The organism is Microbacterium sp. (assembly GCF_041641055.1).
Classification (GTDB): domain Bacteria; phylum Actinomycetota; class Actinomycetes; order Actinomycetales; family Microbacteriaceae; genus Microbacterium.
The window spans coordinates 134,978-149,803 of record NZ_JBEPZB010000005.1 but is presented as its reverse complement, the minus strand read 5'-3'; the positions used below and the strand labels follow the sequence as shown (position 1 = coordinate 149,803).

15 protein-coding genes are annotated in these 14,826 nt (G+C 69.7%); 8 read left to right on the top strand and 7 right to left on the bottom strand.

Annotation, left to right across the window (positions count from 1 at the left end):
* Nucleotides 1–95: 95 nt before the first annotated feature.
* Together ACESK8_RS05180 and ACESK8_RS05175 are read left to right on the top strand one after the other, a co-directional pair.
* Nucleotides 96–2,477, top strand: coding sequence for a glycoside hydrolase family 65 protein (locus tag ACESK8_RS05180; protein WP_372967587.1), 2,382 nt, complete (start codon nucleotides 96–98; stop codon nucleotides 2,475–2,477).
* A gap of 172 nt (nucleotides 2,478–2,649) precedes the next feature.
* Entirely contained in the window at nucleotides 2,650–3,327 is a 678-nt protein-coding gene (locus ACESK8_RS05175; protein WP_372967586.1) for a DUF6766 family protein, read from the top strand.
* Nucleotides 3,328–3,360: 33 nt separating this feature from the next.
* Here the strand turns inward: ACESK8_RS05175 and ACESK8_RS05170 are convergent, their stop codons facing one another.
* From ACESK8_RS05170 to ACESK8_RS05145, 6 genes are all read right to left on the bottom strand, one after another.
* Nucleotides 3,361–4,164: an SDR family oxidoreductase gene (locus ACESK8_RS05170; RefSeq protein ID WP_372967585.1), complete on the bottom strand. Its 804-nt coding sequence runs from the start codon at nucleotides 4,162–4,164 to the stop codon at nucleotides 3,361–3,363.
* Between the two features lie 26 nt (nucleotides 4,165–4,190).
* A complete protein-coding gene (locus tag ACESK8_RS05165; protein ID WP_372967584.1) occupies nucleotides 4,191–5,552 on the bottom strand; it encodes an ABC transporter substrate-binding protein in 1,362 nt (453 codons plus the stop codon).
* Between the two features lie 50 nt (nucleotides 5,553–5,602).
* Nucleotides 5,603–6,568 carry a carbohydrate ABC transporter permease gene (locus tag ACESK8_RS05160; RefSeq protein ID WP_372967583.1) on the bottom strand — a complete coding sequence of 322 codons (966 nt, stop codon included), beginning with the start codon at nucleotides 6,566–6,568 and terminating at the stop codon, nucleotides 5,603–5,605.
* Entirely contained in the window at nucleotides 6,568–7,497 is a 930-nt protein-coding gene (locus ACESK8_RS05155) for a carbohydrate ABC transporter permease (protein ID WP_372967582.1), read from the bottom strand. The genes ACESK8_RS05160 and ACESK8_RS05155 overlap by 1 nt, the downstream gene beginning before the upstream one ends.
* A gap of 78 nt (nucleotides 7,498–7,575) precedes the next feature.
* Nucleotides 7,576–8,772, bottom strand: coding sequence for a DNA polymerase IV (gene dinB, locus ACESK8_RS05150; RefSeq protein WP_372967581.1), 1,197 nt, complete (start codon nucleotides 8,770–8,772; stop codon nucleotides 7,576–7,578).
* Between the two features lie 50 nt (nucleotides 8,773–8,822).
* Entirely contained in the window at nucleotides 8,823–9,485 is a 663-nt protein-coding gene (locus ACESK8_RS05145; RefSeq protein ID WP_372967580.1) for an ArsR family transcriptional regulator, read from the bottom strand.
* A gap of 116 nt (nucleotides 9,486–9,601) precedes the next feature.
* Between ACESK8_RS05145 and ACESK8_RS05140 the strand changes: the two genes are divergently transcribed.
* The 4 genes from ACESK8_RS05140 to ACESK8_RS05125 all read left to right on the top strand — a co-directional run bounded on the left by ACESK8_RS05140 (nucleotide 9,602) and on the right by ACESK8_RS05125 (nucleotide 11,814).
* A complete protein-coding gene (locus tag ACESK8_RS05140) occupies nucleotides 9,602–9,862 on the top strand; it encodes a DUF6458 family protein (RefSeq protein WP_060926944.1) in 261 nt (86 codons plus the stop codon).
* A 22-nt stretch (nucleotides 9,863–9,884) separates the two neighbouring features.
* Nucleotides 9,885–10,559 (top strand): phosphatase PAP2 family protein, encoded by a 675-nt coding sequence (locus ACESK8_RS05135; RefSeq protein WP_372967579.1) that lies wholly within the window; start codon nucleotides 9,885–9,887, stop codon nucleotides 10,557–10,559.
* Nucleotides 10,556–11,368, top strand: a complete 813-nt coding sequence (locus tag ACESK8_RS05130) for a DUF1206 domain-containing protein (protein WP_372967578.1) — start codon at nucleotides 10,556–10,558, stop codon at nucleotides 11,366–11,368. Before ACESK8_RS05135 ends, ACESK8_RS05130 begins: the two co-directional genes overlap by 4 nt.
* Before the next feature lie 89 nt (nucleotides 11,369–11,457).
* Nucleotides 11,458–11,814 carry a hypothetical protein gene (locus ACESK8_RS05125; RefSeq protein WP_372967577.1) on the top strand — a complete coding sequence of 119 codons (357 nt, stop codon included), beginning with the start codon at nucleotides 11,458–11,460 and terminating at the stop codon, nucleotides 11,812–11,814.
* Here ACESK8_RS05125 and ACESK8_RS05120 read toward each other — a convergent pair.
* On the bottom strand, nucleotides 11,811–13,031 hold the full coding sequence (locus ACESK8_RS05120) for a multidrug effflux MFS transporter (RefSeq protein WP_372967576.1): 1,221 nt from the start codon (nucleotides 13,029–13,031) through the stop codon (nucleotides 11,811–11,813). The genes ACESK8_RS05125 and ACESK8_RS05120 overlap by 4 nt on opposite strands.
* A gap of 103 nt (nucleotides 13,032–13,134) precedes the next feature.
* Here ACESK8_RS05120 and ACESK8_RS05115 point away from each other — a divergent pair, with 103 nt between their 5' ends.
* Nucleotides 13,135–14,049, top strand: coding sequence for a helix-turn-helix domain-containing protein (locus ACESK8_RS05115; RefSeq protein ID WP_372967575.1), 915 nt, complete (start codon nucleotides 13,135–13,137; stop codon nucleotides 14,047–14,049).
* On the top strand, nucleotides 14,049–14,774 hold the full coding sequence (locus tag ACESK8_RS05110; protein ID WP_372967574.1) for an SDR family NAD(P)-dependent oxidoreductase: 726 nt from the start codon (nucleotides 14,049–14,051) through the stop codon (nucleotides 14,772–14,774). The genes ACESK8_RS05115 and ACESK8_RS05110 overlap by 1 nt, the downstream gene beginning before the upstream one ends.
* Nucleotides 14,775–14,826: the final 52 nt, after the last annotated feature.

Sequence of the window (14,826 nt, the reverse complement as noted above, 5' to 3'; positions counted from 1 at the left end):
TAGCCGGATGACGGAGCGGAATCAAGCCGCTCCTCGCACTCCGCCGTTCCGGGCTAGCGTCTCTCTCGACCCCATCGCGGACGGGAGGAGAGTCCATGGTCGAGATCGGGCAGCACGGGTTCGACGTCGAGGAGTGGAGTGTCGGCTCCGAGGGCCTCGACATCGAGCACCTCGCGCACGAGGAGTCGGTGTTCGGACTCTCCAACGGGCACGTCGGCTGGCGCGGCAACCTCGATGAGGGCGACCCGCGGGGTGTCGCGGGCAGCTACCTGAACGGCGTGTTCGAGGAGCACCCCATGCCGTACGCCGAGGAGGGCTACGGCTACCCCGAGCACGGGCAGAGCGTGATCAACGTCGCCAACGGGCAGCTGATCCGCCTCCTGGTCGGCGACGAGGCCTTCGACGTGCGCCGCGGCACCCTCGACTCCCACTCGCGGCGCCTGGATCTCCGCTCCGGGACCCTGCAGCGCGACGTCGGATGGACGAGCCCGGTGGGGACGCGCGTGCGAGTGCGCTCCACGCGGATCGTGTCGTTCGCGCACCGCTCGGTCGCCGCCGTCCGCTACGTCGTGGAGGCGATCGATGCGACCGAGGTCACGATCGTCTCGGAGCTGCTCGCGAATGAGCCGCTGCCGATCACGCACGAGGATCCGCGGGTGCAGGAGCTGCTGACGGAGCCGTGGGAGACGGTGCACTCGGCCGCACAGGGGACCGCGGCGACCCTCGTGCATCGCACCAGGAAGAGCGGCCTGACCGTCGCCGTGTCCATGGACCACCACGTGACGCATTCGGGTCCGGCGACGCCGGAGGTCGAGACCGACGTCGATCCGGCCGGTGATCGCGCTCGCACCACGGTGCACGTCGCGCTCGAGGCCGGGGAGAGGATCGAGGTCGTGAAGCTGGTCGGACACGAATGGTCGTCCACCCTCTCGACGGCGACCCTCCGCGATCGGGCAGAGACCGCCGTCTCCGACACCTTCCGCGGGGGGTGGGAGGCGATCGCGGATGAGCAGCGATTGCGCCTCGACGAGTTCTGGGAGTGCGCCGACGTGCGCATCGACGGCCCGCGACGATTGCAGCAGGCCGTGCGCTTCGCGCTCTTCCAGGTGTTCCAGGCCTCGGTCCGGATGGAGCTCCGCTCCGTGCCGGGCAAGGGGCTCACCGGCTCGGGCTATGAGGGGCACACCTTCTGGGACTTCGAGGCGTTCGTGCTGCCCGTGCTCACCTCCACACTGCCGCACGCGGCAGAGCAGGCGCTGCGGTGGCGGCACTCCGTGCTCGATCATGCCCGCGACCGTGCGACACAGCTGCATCTGCGGGGCGCGGCTCTGCCGTGGCGGACGATCGACGGCCGAGAGGCCTCGGGCTACTGGCCGGCCAGCACCGCGGCCTTCCACATCAACGCCGACGTCGCAGGTGCGGTGCTGCACTACGTCAGGGCCACCGGTGACGATGACTTCGAGCGCGAGGCGGGCGTGGAGCTCCTCACCGAGTCGGCTCGGCTCTGGATGTCGCTCGGGCGCTGGGACGCTCGGGGCGGATTCCACCTCGACGGAGTCACAGGCCCCGATGAGTACTCCGCGATCGCGAACGACAACGCCTTCACGAACCTCTCGGCGCAACTGAATCTGCGCGGCGCCGCCGCGGCAGCGCGGCGGCATTCCGAGGTGGCCGCAGCGCTGTCGGTGACCGCGGACGAGATCGCGGGCTGGGATGACGCCGCCGAGGCCATGACCGTGCCCTTCGACGCCGAGCGGGGCGTCCACCCGCAGTCCGCCGGATACACCGATCTCGAGATCTGGGACTTCGAGGCCACCTCGCCCGATCAGTACCTGCTGCAGAACCACTTCCCCTACTTCGACCTGTATCGGAAGCAGGTCGTGAAGCAGGCCGACATCGTGCTCGCCCTCTGGTTCGCGCACGAGGCGTTCACCCCCGAGCAGAAGTCGCGGGCGTTCTCGTACTACGAGGCGCTCACGGTGCGCGACTCGTCGCTCTCCGCCGCCGCGCAGGCGGTCATCGCGGCCGAGGTCGGCCATCTCGACCTGGCGCTGGACTACCTCGCCGAGGTGGCCACGCTCGACCTCGATGACCTGCACGGGAACACGGGGGAGGGACTGCACGTCGCGGCGCTCGCCGGCGTGTGGAACGTGATCACCGCCGGGTTCGGCGGCATGCGCGACGGCGAGGCGGGGCTCCGCTTCCGCCCGAGGCTGCCCGCGCAGGTGCAGGGGCTGGAGTTCGGAGTGCGCATCCACGGCTGCATCCTCCGCATCGAGATCGCGCCGACATCGACCACCTACCGACTCGCCTCGGGTGAGCCGGTGACGATCACCCACTTCGACGAGGAGGTCGTGCTCGAACCGGGCCACCCGGTCACACTCGACACGCCTCCGCTCGAACCGCCGGGCCCGCGACCGACGCAGCCGCGCGGACGAGCCCCGCGGCCTGCGGCCGAGGCGTTCGGCAGCAACTGACGTCGTACCCCGGCGATGCACGTACCGTCGTCATCGCCCCGAGAGGAGGAATCATGTCGGATCGCACCGTCGGCCGCGCCTCGATGCGGATGGCCTTCTGGTCCTGGACGCTCATCATCGTCGTCGGCCTCGCCGTGATGATCGCCCTGCCACTGGCGGGGAGGTGAGTGCCATGCGTCGCTTCCTGAGAGACGGGGGACTCAGCCTGGTCTTCCTCGCCATCTTCGCGCTCAGCCTGGTCGGCCAGTCGCTCGCAGGGCTGGCCTACGACAATGAGGAACTGGTCCAGCACGGCCGGCCGCCCGTGACATACCTCGAGTTCGTCACGTCGTCGGACTTCCTCGTCGACGTGGCCGAGAACTGGCAGTCCGAGTTCCTGCAGTTCTTCCTCTTCATCCTCGCGACGATCTGGTTCATCCAGCGCGGCTCTCCGGAGTCCAAGAAGCCCGGCGACGAGGGAGTGGGGTCGGATCAGGACCAGCTCGTCGCCGAGCACGCCAGGGACGACTCGCCCCGATGGGCGAAGGTGCGCGGTGTGCGCGGGTGGATCTACTCCAACTCGCTGCTGCTGGCGATGGGCAGCATCTTCCTGCTGTCGTGGTTCGCGCAGTCCCTGGCCGGCCACGTGGTCGCCAACGACGAGAACGCGCAGCACGGGCTGCCGCCGGAGACCTGGCTGGACTACGTCACCTCGGCGGAGTTCTGGAACCGTACGCTGCAGAACTGGCAGTCCGAGTTCCTGGCGGTGGGCGCGATGGTCGCCTTCTCCATCTACCTGCGCCAGCGCGGGTCGAGCGAGTCGAAGCCGGTCGGGGTCCCGCACCACGTCAGCAGCGTCGAGTCCGAGTAGCCGTGGCCACCCGGACTCGACGCAGGGGGAGGGTCAGACGGTGCGCCAGTCGTGCGACTCGATGCTCGCCCCGGCCTGCGGGCCCATCTGCAGCATCCCGCCGTCGATGACCACCGACGCTCCCGAGATGTAGGCGGCCGGCGGCGACGCGAGGAACGCGATGAGCGCAGCGACCTCTCGGGCGTCTCCCGGACGCCCGAGAGGGATGCCGGGGCGGTCCTCCCCGTGCGGATCGCTGTCGGTCTGCCCCGTCATCGGGGTGGCGATCTCGCCCGGGGCGACGCTGACGGCGCCGATGCCGAAGGCGCCGAGCTCCAGCGCCAGGTTCTTCATCAGCCCGTCCAGGCCGTGCTTGGCCGCGTCGTAGGCGCTGGAGCCGACCATCGGCTGATGCGCGTGCACGCTCGTCACCGAGATCAGGCGCCCGCCGTTGCCGGCGGACACCATCGCGCGGGCCGCGCGCTGCAGGCACACGAACGCTCCCGTGAGGTCGGTGTCGAGCACACGGCGCCAGTCGTCGAGCGGGAGGTCGAGGAACGGCGTCGAGGTGCCGGCCCCGGCGTTGTTGACGAAGACGTCGAGTCCTCCGAGCTCGGCCACCAGGGCATCCACGACGTCGCCGCAGGCCGGGATGTCGGCGACGTCGAGCTGCGCGACGATCGCGCGGGCGCCGTGCGTCCGGACCTCCTCGGCGGTCTGCTCGGCTCCTTCGCGGTCGGAATGCCAGGTGAGCGCGACATCCATCCCGGCGGTGGCGAGCGCCACGGCGGTGGCTCGACCAATACCGGAGTCACCCGCGGTCACGATCGCCCTGCGCGGTGCGTGGTCAGTCTCCATGTCTCCTCCTTCTACGCCTTCCGGCGTCAGCCCACCGCGTTCTCGTAGGCGCGCATCGCGGCGTCCTGGGCGTCGGCGAGGGCATCCTCGATCGACTTGTCGCCGAGCAGCGCCGCGGTGATCGCGTTGTTCAGCTCGTTCTGGATCTCCTGCCCCGCAGGCGACGACCCGAAGGACTCCCCGTACTCGACGACGTCGTAGTAGGTGGAGATCACCTGGTCGAATCCGGCATTGCCGCTCTCGGTGACCCACTCGTCGCGGATCGACTGATCGGATGCCGGCGATCCCGTGAAGAGACCGGTGTTGATGCCGCCGTCCTCCTCGCGCACCTGGGCGCGGGCCTCACCGGCGGCGCTCCAGGCGTCATCCGAGGTGAGCTCCACCATCCAGGCGCAGGCCGCGGCGGGGTTCTTCGCCCCCACCGGGATCACGAATGCGGTGCCGGAGGCCACCGAGAACGGCTCGCCGTCGGACGAGCGGAAGGGCACCGCCTCGAGGTCGAGCTGGTCGACGTAGGGGGAGAGCACGTTGGGGTACCACTGCGCGTTGACCTGCCCGCCGACCTGCTTCGCGACGTACTGGTTGTTGTCGCCGAAGGTGTCGAACGAGTCGGTGAAGCTCTTCACCGAGGCGAATCCGCCCTGGGCATCGGTGATCTGCTTGAGCATCTCGATACCGGCCACGTTGCTCGGGTCATCGAGCGTCGGAGCACCCTTCTCGTCATTGAGCTGCCCGCCCATCCCGAGCACCCAGAGTCCGCCCTGACCGGTCGCGACGGGGTCGAAGCCGAGTCGGGTGGGCACACCGCCGGACTCCTGGTAGATCTTCTCGATGGCGCCGAGCAGGGCGTCGGGCTTCGAGGTGTCGAACTCCTCGGCCGAGACACCGGCCTCGTCGAGCACCGCCTTGTTCAGCAGGATCGCCGGCGGCTGGTAGAACTGCGGCACCGCCCACGTCGCCTCGTCGTAGGTCACGTCGTCGACGACGAAGGGGTACCACTGATCGCGCGGCGAGACGTCGTGCGCCTCGAAGCAGGCGTCGAGCGGCATGATGAGATCCTGCGCGGCGTAGGTGGTGACGTACCGACGATCCATCTGCACGACGTCCGGCACGTCGCCGCTCGCGATGCGGGTGGTGAACTTCTGCGCGTCGAACGCCGTCGCGTCGAGATCCACCTCGACGTCGGAGAGCTGCTCGGCCGCGTAGTCCATGCGCGAGGTGCCGACGTCATCCGCGTTCTCGAAGCCCCAGGCCTTCAGGGTCCCCTTCGCCTCGGCACCGAAGTCGACCGAGTCGCCGGCGTCGTCGCCGCTCCCACCCCCGCAGCCGCTGAGCAGGAGGGCGGATGCCGTCACGGCTGCGACGGCTCCCAGGATGCGTGTCTTCATCTCGTTCTCCATTCGTGTGGGGCGGGCGTGGCCCGCCATGTATGCGGGGCTCAGCCCTTGCGGCCCTGGGTCGCGACGCCCTCGATGAAGTAGCGCTGACCGAAGGCGAAGAGGAGGAGCATCGGCAGGGTGACGATGAGGGAGGCGACCATGACGTACTGATAGTCGCCGTGGCCGCCGGCGGTGGGGCTGTACTTGGTCATCGCGTAGGCGATGCCGAGGGGTGCGGTGAAGTCGTCGACCGAGCCCGCGTTGAGATAGATCAGCGAGGCCTGCAGGTTGTTCCAGCTGGCCTGGAACTCGAACAGGAAGACGATCACGAACGACGGGATCGACAGCGGCATCGCGATCCGCCAGAACAGGCCCCAGTATCCGGCCCCGTCCAGGCGGGCGGCCTCGAACAGCTCCCTGGGCAGCCCGAGGAAGAACTGCCGCTGCAGGAAGATGTAGAACGCGGAGCCGAAGAGGTTCATCCCCCACAGCGGCACCCACGTGCCGAGCATCCCGGTCTCCTTCCAGATGAGGTAGATCGGGATCATCGTGACCGCGCCGGGCAGCATCATCGTCGCGAGCACGAGGCCGAACAGCAGTCGTCGGCCGGGGAAGCGGAAGTAGGCGAAGCCGAACGCGACGATCGAGCTCGAGATCGCGACGGTCCCCGCCGCGAGCAGGGCGATGGCGACGCTGTTCCACACCCAGCTCAGCAGCGGGAGCTGGTTCCACACCTCGACGTAGTTCTCCGGCGTGAACGTCCGCGGGATCAGGCTGTTGTCGAACACCTCGCCCCGCGGCTTGAGGCTCGCCGCGATCAGCCAGACGAACGGGTAGAGGAAGAGCAGCGCGAACCCGACCAGGATGATCGTGAGCACGATGCGCCCGAGCAGCGTCTTCGGCTGCGACAGCCGCCGGCGCCACCGCGACTTCTGCGGCGTCGGGGCGGGAGCCGACTCGACGGACCCCTCGTGCTCCGGCTCCGGCGGAGGGGTGAGGCCGATGGGGTTCAGAGTCGTCGACATCAGCGGTCTCCCTCGTAGTAGACGAGCCGGTTGCCGACCTTCACCTGCACGAGCGTGATCAGCATGATGATCACGAACAGCAGCCAGGCCATGGCCGCCGCGAAGCCGAAGTCGAACTGGCGGAACGCCTGTTGGAACAGATAGATGGCATAGAACAGCGACGCCTCAGGGGAGGAGTTGCTCTGATCACGCCAGAACAGGAGGTACGCCTGGTCGAAGATCTGGAAGGCGGCGATCGACAGGACGATGACATTGAAGAACATCGCGCCGGAGATCATCGGCAGGGTGATCGAGAAGAACCGCCGCACGGGGCCGGCGCCGTCGAGGGAGGCGACCTCGTAGAGCTCGACCGGGACGTTCTTGAGTGCGGCGAGGAAGATCACCATCGTCCCCGCCACCGTCCACAGGGTCATGATCACGATGCTCGGCTTCACCCAGGCAGGGTCGACGAGCCACTGCGGCCCCGAGAGGCCGAACAGGCGGAGGAACTGGTTGATCGCGCCGGAGTTGCCGTTGAGCAGCAGGAAGAAGACGGCGGCGGTGGCGACGGCCGGGGTCATCTTCGGCAGGTAGTAGAGCACCCGGAAGATCCCCGCGCCGCGGCCGACGCGATTCAGCAGCAGGGCGAGGATCAGGGCGAAGATGATCTCCAGCGGCACGGCCATCACGACGTAGAACAGCGTGTTGGCCAGCGACAGGCCGACCCGGGGATCCTCGAACAGCTCGGCGTAGTTGTCGATGCCCACCGGACGGGCGGAGTTCGTCGCCAGGTTGTAGTTGCTGAACGAGATGTACAGGCTGTATGCCATCGCTCCGGCGGTGAAGATCAGGAAGCCGAGGATCCAGGGCGAGATGAAGAGGTAGCCCGCGATCACCTCACGCCTGTCGTATCGGTCGCGCACCGGCGGCCGACGGGATCCGAGTTTCATGAGGAGAAGCTAGAACCACTTCTCCGCACCCTCACGGGGCTTGTCAGAAGTGCACTTCTGTGCAACTGCTCGGTGTGCTCATTCGTGCTCGGGCAGGATCGGGCTCGACCACCCCGGATCTCGACCCAGCAGGGCCGCGCGGGAGACGGATGCCGCGCCGAACCGATCGCGCAGGGTGTCGAGCACCGAGTCCAGGCGCGGTTCGTCGCCCCAGTCGATCGGCAGCTCCGGCTGCACGCGATCGGCGTGGTCGAGGTGCGACAGGGAGACGCCGATCAGGGTGATCCCCCGCTCGGCGATCTCGGTCTGCGCCGCGGCGAGCAGCGCCTGCGCGACGGTCAGCAGGATCGCCGTGCGGTCGGTGGGGGAGCCGAGCGAGCGCGAGCGGGTGGCCTTCGCGAAGTCGCCGAAGCGCAGTCGCAGCACGACCGTCCGGCAGACGCGTCCGCCGTCACGCAGGCGGCGGGCGAGCCGGTCGACGATCTGGGTGAGGATGAGCTCCAGCTCCTCGGCGGAGCGCTCCCGGGTGCCGAGCGCGCGCTGCGAGCCGATCGATCCGCGGCGGCGCGTCGTGTCGACGGGACGCGGATCGCGGAGGCGCGCGAGGGCATGCAGATGGGCTCCGACCGCCCTGCCCAGCATCCGCTCGGCTGTCGCCGCCTCCAACTCGGCCAGCTGTCCGACGGTGCGGATGCCGTAGCGGTGCAGCTTCTCCGCAGTGATCGCGCCGACGCCCCAGAGTCGTTCGACGGGCAGCGGCAGCAGGAACTCCTCTTCGCGGCCGGGCTCGACGACGAGGAGCCCGTCGGGCTTGCTCACGGCGCTCGCGACCTTGGCGAGGAACTTCGTGCGCGCGACGCCGACGGAGATCGCGAGACCCACCTCGACCCTGACCCGCTCGCGCAGGCGCACAGCGACCTCTTCGGGGGTGCCGACGATGCGCCGGAGGCCACCGACCTCGAGGAAGGCCTCATCGATCGACAGGCCCTCCACGAGCGGGGTCGTGTCGCGGAAGATCGCGAACACGTCTCTGCTCGCCGCCGAGTACGCCTCCATCCGCGGGGGCACGACCACGGCATCCGGGCAGAGCTGCAGCGCCTGACGCCCGCCCATCGCGGTGCGCACGCCGCGTGCCTTGGCCTCGTAGCTCGCCGCGAGCACCACTCCGCCGCCGACGATCACCGGCCTGCCACGGAGCGCCGGCGCATCACGCTGCTCGACCGAGGCGTAGAACGCGTCGAGGTCGGCGTGCAGCACGGTCGCTTCGCCCCGCATCCCGTTCTCCCGTCGACGTGCGAATCGTCGCACGGACCGGGGACACTCGATCAGGCGGCGAGCAGACGGGACGACAGCGCGCGGATCCGCTGCGACAGGGTGTCGAAGGCGGCGTCGAAGGCGGCGGGCGTGCCGAGCCGTGCGGGGTCGCGCACCGACCAGTGCAGGTCGTCGTCGGCGAGCAGCCGTTCGTGCGCGTCGTCGCAGACCGTGATCACCAGGTCGCCGTCGGCCCGCACCTCGTCGAGGTGTCGCGGTCGGCGGTCGGGATCGATCACGAGTCCGTGCCGCGCGGCGGCGGCCGTGGCCTCGGCGTTGACGACCGGTGCGGGCCGGGTGCCGGCGGAGGCGACGTCGATCGGGCTCGCGTCCCGCCAGATCGCCTCGGCGAGCTGCGAGCGCGCCGAGTTCGCCGTGCACACGAAGAGCACTCTCGCGGGTGCGGGGACGCTCGGCGGAGCGAGGGTCTCGAACACCTCGGGGCGCAGCCCGATGTAACTGCGACGGCGATCGAACTCCGATCGGGTGCGGGTGATGATCCGTGCGGACTCGAGGACGCCCAGATGGTGTGCGATCAGGTTCGAGCGCAGGTCCAGAGCGCTCCCGATCTCCGACGATGCCAGATCGCCGAGCGTGAGCAGATCGACGATGCGCAGGCGTGTCTGATCGGCGAGTGCGGCGAAGATCGCGGCGCGGCGTGCGAGATCAGTCATCGCCTCCATCCATACCACGCCGCGCTGACTGTGTCCACGACCATTGACTCAGTCGGGATTGACCCTATTCTGGTCGTCGCGAGACTGCGGACGCGGTCTCGGAGAGGAATGGACATATGGGTATCGGCAGCGGAATCGCGCTCTTCGTCATCGGAGCGATCCTCGTCTTCGCACTCAACATCGACACCGGCGGCTACGTCGATCTCGACCTCATCGGCTACATCCTCATGGGCGCAGGCGTCCTCGTCTTCCTGATCAGCCTCGTGCTGGTCATGCGCAGCCGCCGGACCGAATCCGTCGACCGCACCGCGGTGGACCCTGCCACCGGCGAGCGCGTGACGCGCCGCAGCATCCGCAACAACGACCCCATCGCGTGATGACCCGTCGCCCGATGGCGGAGTGACCGAGGCGTCGCGAGGCTCCACGGCGATCGTCGTGGGAGCCTCGGCGACCCTCGCCTTCGTCATCCTCCGCGCCGTCGTGGCGTGGGGCGGGCATGAGCCGCTGGCCGTCGACGTCTGGTGGCACGACCTCATGCTCGCCCTCACGAGCGACGTCTGGATCGTGGTGGCGTGGGTGCCTGCGGTCGTCGGCGGCACGGTCGGGATGATCGTGATCGGCGTGATCCTGATCGTCGTGCTCGTCTGGCGACGTCGGAGAGGGGATGCGGCGACCCTGGCTGTCGCGATGGTCGCGGTGGTCGCGATCGGGGCCACCATGGCCGCGGTGATCGGTCGCACCCGTCCGGCCGACTCGCTCGCCGAGAGCGTCGCGACCTCGTTCCCCTCCGGGCACACCGCCGTCGCCACCACGGTCGTGGTCATGCTGGGCCTCCTGCTGCGGCGGCGTGCCGTGTGGGTCGCGGGTGCGGCGTGGGTGCTCCTCATGATGTGGAGTCGCACCTACCTCCAGGCCCACTGGCTCAGCGACGTCGTCGCGGGCCTGCTCGAGGGCGTGGCCGTGGCCACCCTCGTCTGGGCGTGCGCCGAATCGGTGCGGGCGCGTCGCCTGGCCCGGTCGCGCCGCGCCGCCTCCTTCCCTGATGAACCGATCGAAAGCAGCGTGAATCCATGAACACCCGTGACTCGGCCGCCTCCACCGCGAGAGCCGCACAGGACTCGACGGCGTTCCGTCTCCTCGCCCGAGTGGGGTACGTGGTGCTCGGCATCCTGCACCTCCTGATCGGCGGCATCGCGATCTCGATCGCCACCGGTGGCGGGGGAGAGAAGGCCGATCAGGGCGGGGCCCTGCAGCAGATCCAGGAGTCGCCGGCGGGGGTCTTCCTGCTCTGGCTGATCGTGCTGGGGCTGCTCGCGCTCGCGGTCTGGCAGATCGCCGAAGCGGTCGTCGAACGCGACCAGGACGCGAAGAAGAAGTGGGCGCACCGGGCGAAGTTCTTGGGCACGGCAGCCGCCTATCTCGCGATCGGAGCCACCGCTCTGGTCTATGCCCTGGGCGGGCAGTCGCAGTCATCCGAATCGTCGCAGTCGTTCAGCGCCCGCCTCCTGGCCGTGCCGGCCGGGGTCGTGCTGCTCGTGCTCGTCGGCCTGGGTGTCGCCGCGGTCGGGGTCGCCTTCATCGTCCGCGGCATCACGCGCGCCTTCATGAAGCACCTCTCCGTGCCCGGCGGAACGGCGCGGTCGGGCATCGTCGCCTTCGGCACCGTGGGATACATCGCCAAGGGCATCGCGGTCGGTGTGGCGGGCGTGCTGTTCGTCATCGCGGCTCTCACTCACGATCCCGAGACGGCGGGCGGCCTCGATGCCGCACTGCGGACGCTCGCCGGACTGCCCTTCGGCGCCGTGATCCTGTGGGTGGTCGGCCTGGGGCTCGGTCTGTACGGCCTGTTCTGCTTCGCTCGCGCCCGCTACGCGCGGATGTGAGTTCAGTCTCCGGGGCGAGTGCCTATCGAACCGCGGGCGTCGAGCGCAACCCTCCAGGGGCGATCCGAGGATCGGGCCAGGATGGACGCATGAAGATCGTCTCCTATGCAGGCCAGCAGCTGGTCACCACCGACGACGTCGCGGATTCGCTCGTCACCCTCGCCGCGGCGATCGCGAGCGAGGGGGAGTCCGACGCCGTCGAGATCCCGATCCTCGTGAACGGCGCCGAGGACTGCGCGGATCTCGTGGTGGGCGTCGGCAACGACCTGCTCGTCGGCCCGCACCACTCGGATGACCCGGAGCCCGACTTCGCGGCACACGCCGCCCGGCTGCGGGCGCACCGCCTGTACCCGGATCCCGTCGACTCCGACGGCGAGGACGGTCCCGGCGACTGGCACCTCGATGTCGACCTCGACCTCGACGGCTCGGCGTCGAAGCGGCACTAGCCGCGAACCGGCTCCGCGACCCGTCGTCGGACGGACGCGATCAGCAGGGCGGATGCCGCGGCGAGCACGGTCGCGGTGATCGTGACGACGCCCAGCGGCAGGATGCTCAGAGCGCCGGCGACACCGACCAGCGGAGCGGCGATGCCGCCGAATCCGAACCGGATCATGCCGAGCAGGGATGACGCGGTCCCGGCGATCTGCGGGTAGTCGACCAGCGCGAGCGTCGTCGCCGGCGGAGACGAGATTGATACGCCGGCGGCGAGTGCGAACAGCGCGGCGAGCACGACCCAGAGCGGCATCGACGTGAGGCCGGCTGCGAGGAGTCCGGCGGCTCCCAGGCCTGCGATGGCGATGCCGACGGCCAGCGTGCTCCGCACCCTCCCGCGCTCGGCGGACCGACCGGCGAGGTGCCCGAACACCATGAACCCCGCCGAGTTCGCGCCGAACGCCAGGGCGTACTCGAAGGGCGAGAGCCCGTAGATGTCCTGCAGCACGAAGGTCGCGCCGGACAGATAGGCGAACAGCGCTGCGTACAGGAAGCCCTGGTTGAGGATCGCTCCGACGAAGACCCGATCGCCGAGAAGCACCCGATAGTCGCGCAGCGTGCGGACGAGGCCACCGTCGGTGCGGTCAGCGCGCGGGAGCGTCTCACCGAAGCGCATCAGGGAGAGCGCCAGGATGCCCACGCCGATGAGCGCGAGGAAGAGGAACAGTCCGCGCCAGTCGACGACGGTGTTGAGGAGCCCGCCCAGCAGGGGGCCGATGACCGCCGCGAATCCGCCGACCACGGTCAGGCGCGCGTAGAAGCGGATCAGCTCGCGTCCCGAGAAGACGTCTCGGCCGGCCGCCTGCGCGATCACGATCCCGACACCGCCGGCGAGGCCCTGCACGAACCGTGCCGCGATGAGCAGCTCGACCGTGGGGCTGATCGCGCACAGCACGGACGTCACGATGTAGGCGGCGATGCCGGCGAGCAGGATGCCGCGCCGGCCGTACCGGTCCGAGACGGGTCCGGCGACCAGCTGACCGGCGGCGAGACCGATCAGGCAGGCGGTGATCGTGAGCTGCGCGACGGAGGTCGCGGCATCCAGCTCCGCGGTCAGAGCGGGGAGCGCCGGCAGGTAGAGGTCCATCGAGATCGGCCCGAACACGGTGAGCAGGAGCAGCAGTGCGGGGAGAATGCGGCTCGGGGAGGTGCGGTCGGCTGTCGTGGTCATGCTCACCAGCCTCTTCGGTCGTGCGCGTACGGGGGAGTTCCTGGTGAGGGGTGTACCGCGAGAGACTCCCTCGGGGCGCCGATCGGAGGGTAGCGTCCTCAGCATGGACAACAGATCCGAGGTCCGCGAGTTCCTCATGACCAGACGTGCCCGCGTCACCCCCGAGGCGGTCGGACTCGTCGCCGGAGGGAACCGCAGGGTGCAGGGGCTGCGTCGCAGTGAGGTCGCGTCACTCGCGGGCGTGAGCGTGGAGTACTACGCCAAGCTCGAGCGCGGGGCCATCGCCGGGGCGTCGGCGGCCGTGCTCGACTCGCTGGCCGGCGCTCTGCTGCTCGACGAGGCCGAGCGGGCGCACCTGCTCGATCTCGCGCGCGCCGCCGACGGCATCCCCTCCAGCGGCCGTCCGCGACGCCGGGCGTCGAAGCCGACAGCGTCGAGGCCGAGCCTGCAGTGGGCGCTGGCGTCCGTCACGGATGCCGTCGCCTTCGTCCGCGATCCGCGGCAGAACCTGCTCGCGGTGAACGACCTCGGCCGCGCCTTCTACTCGCCGCTGATCGGCGATGGCGGGCGCACCCCGAACCTCGCCCGCTTCCAGTTCCTCGACCCGGCCTCGCGGGACTTCTACCCCGATTGGGACGTGTTCGCGGCGATGTGCGTCGCCATCATGCGGGCCGAGGCGGGGCGCGACCCGCACGACAAGGGACTGCAGGACCTCGTGGGCGAGCTGTCCACGCGCAGCGAGACCTTCCGAGCGCTCTGGGCCGCGCACGACGTGCGGACCCACGGAGCCGGGACCAAGCGGTTCCGGCATCCGCTGGTGGGGGAGATCGTCCTCGCCTACGAGGAGCTGGCGATCACGGCCGAGCCGGGCAACGTCCTGATGATCTACACGGCGGAGCCGGGGTCGCCGTCGGCCGAGCGGCTGGCCCTGCTCGCCTCATGGTCGCTGGAGCACGTGGGTGCAGGTGCAGGTGCAGGTGCAGGCGCAGAGCCGAGTGACGAGGGGACGGCCGGCTGATGGCACTCGTGCTCGTCACCGGCGCCTCCTCGGGGATCGGTCTGCTCGCCGCGCGGGGGCTGGCCGCCGCCGGGCATGACGTCGTGGTGCATGCGCGTACCGCCGACCGGCTGCCGGCCGACCTCGCGCGGGCCGGAGAGCTGCTCGGCGACCTGGCGGACGCGGATGCCGTCGCCGACGTGGCCGCGGGCGCGCAGCGTTTCGGGCGGTTCGATGCCGTCATTCACAACGCCGGTGTGATCGACGGCCCCGACGTCTTCGCGGTGAACGTCGCGGCACCGTACCTGCTCGCGGCCGCGATGACGCCGCCGGAGCGCACCATCGTGATCAGCAGCTCGATGCACAGATCCGGATCTGCCGACCTGTCGGGGCTCGACCTCGCGCATCCGGATCGCAGGGCCCGCCCGTACGACGATTCGAAGCTGTTCGTGACGGCGCTCGCTCTGCATCTGGCCCGTACGCGATCCGACGGGCTCGCACATGCCGTCGACCCGGGGTGGGTGCCGACCCGGATGGGGGGATCGCACGCGCCGGACGATCTGCGGGAGGGGAGTCGCACGCAGCAGTGGCTGGCGACGGCGCCCGCCGAGGAGATCAGCCCCCGTACCGGCGGGTACTGGTTCCACCGCCGCATCCAGGAGCCGCATCCGGCCGCGACGGACCCGACGTTCCAACGCGACCTGATCGCACTCCTCGCCGCGCAGACCGGGGTGGCGCTGGAGTGACGAGACGGCTCGATGGTTGCCCCGAGTCGATAGTTGCATTTACGCAACCAGT

Excerpts from the sequence above, each read along its gene's own strand:
- ACESK8_RS05180 (WP_372967587.1), top strand. The coding sequence starts at position 96 with ATGGTCGAGATCGGGCAGCACGGGTTCGACGTCGAGGAGTGGAGTGTC.
- ACESK8_RS05175 (WP_372967586.1), top strand. The coding sequence starts at position 2,650 with ATGCGTCGCTTCCTGAGAGACGGGGGACTCAGCCTGGTCTTCCTCGCC.
- ACESK8_RS05170 (WP_372967585.1), bottom strand. The coding sequence starts at position 4,164 with ATGGAGACTGACCACGCACCGCGCAGGGCGATCGTGACCGCGGGTGAC.
- ACESK8_RS05165 (WP_372967584.1), bottom strand. The coding sequence starts at position 5,552 with ATGAAGACACGCATCCTGGGAGCCGTCGCAGCCGTGACGGCATCCGCC.
- ACESK8_RS05160 (WP_372967583.1), bottom strand. The coding sequence starts at position 6,568 with ATGTCGACGACTCTGAACCCCATCGGCCTCACCCCTCCGCCGGAGCCG.
- ACESK8_RS05155 (WP_372967582.1), bottom strand. The coding sequence starts at position 7,497 with ATGAAACTCGGATCCCGTCGGCCGCCGGTGCGCGACCGATACGACAGG.
- dinB (WP_372967581.1), bottom strand. The coding sequence starts at position 8,772 with ATGCGGGGCGAAGCGACCGTGCTGCACGCCGACCTCGACGCGTTCTAC.
- ACESK8_RS05145 (WP_372967580.1), bottom strand. The coding sequence starts at position 9,485 with ATGACTGATCTCGCACGCCGCGCCGCGATCTTCGCCGCACTCGCCGAT.
- ACESK8_RS05140 (WP_060926944.1), top strand. The coding sequence starts at position 9,602 with ATGGGTATCGGCAGCGGAATCGCGCTCTTCGTCATCGGAGCGATCCTC.
- ACESK8_RS05130 (WP_372967578.1), top strand. The coding sequence starts at position 10,556 with ATGAACACCCGTGACTCGGCCGCCTCCACCGCGAGAGCCGCACAGGAC.
- ACESK8_RS05125 (WP_372967577.1), top strand. The coding sequence starts at position 11,458 with ATGAAGATCGTCTCCTATGCAGGCCAGCAGCTGGTCACCACCGACGAC.
- ACESK8_RS05120 (WP_372967576.1), bottom strand. The coding sequence starts at position 13,031 with ATGACCACGACAGCCGACCGCACCTCCCCGAGCCGCATTCTCCCCGCA.
- ACESK8_RS05115 (WP_372967575.1), top strand. The coding sequence starts at position 13,135 with ATGGACAACAGATCCGAGGTCCGCGAGTTCCTCATGACCAGACGTGCC.
- ACESK8_RS05110 (WP_372967574.1), top strand. The coding sequence starts at position 14,049 with ATGGCACTCGTGCTCGTCACCGGCGCCTCCTCGGGGATCGGTCTGCTC.